1 protein-coding gene is annotated in these 332 nt (G+C 47.6%); it reads left to right on the top strand.

The genetic code is table 11. From position 1 onward, the window contains the following. Nucleotides 1–332 (top strand): phosphopantetheine-binding protein (locus ACTJKB_RS31025; protein ID WP_440838055.1); only part of this gene is annotated, 332 nt, incomplete at both ends.

Consider the following 332-nt stretch of genomic DNA (forward strand, 5'->3'; position numbering starts at 1 on the left):
GACAGCTTCTTTGAACTGGGCGGGGACTCGATCAAAGCGATACGGATCGTGTCGAAGCTAAGAAGTGCCGGATATCAAATCGCCATCAAAGATATCATGCAAAAGTATACCGTTGAGGCGATTAGCTATGCGGCACAAAAATCTATAATAGAGGAACAGTATGAGCAAGAGGAAGTAAGTGGCATAGTACCGCTGACACCGATTGTCAGGGAGTTTGCCTCTTGGAAGCTTCCTAAGCCGCACCACTTCAATCATGACATGCTGATGGAGATTGATCTGGAAGAGGAGAAACAGCTTCGGGAAGTGCTAGATGCCCTTACGGCGCATCATGA

This window comes from Paenibacillus sp. 22594, from assembly GCF_052044425.1.
Classification (GTDB): Bacteria; Bacillota; Bacilli; order Paenibacillales; family Paenibacillaceae; genus Paenibacillus_AQ.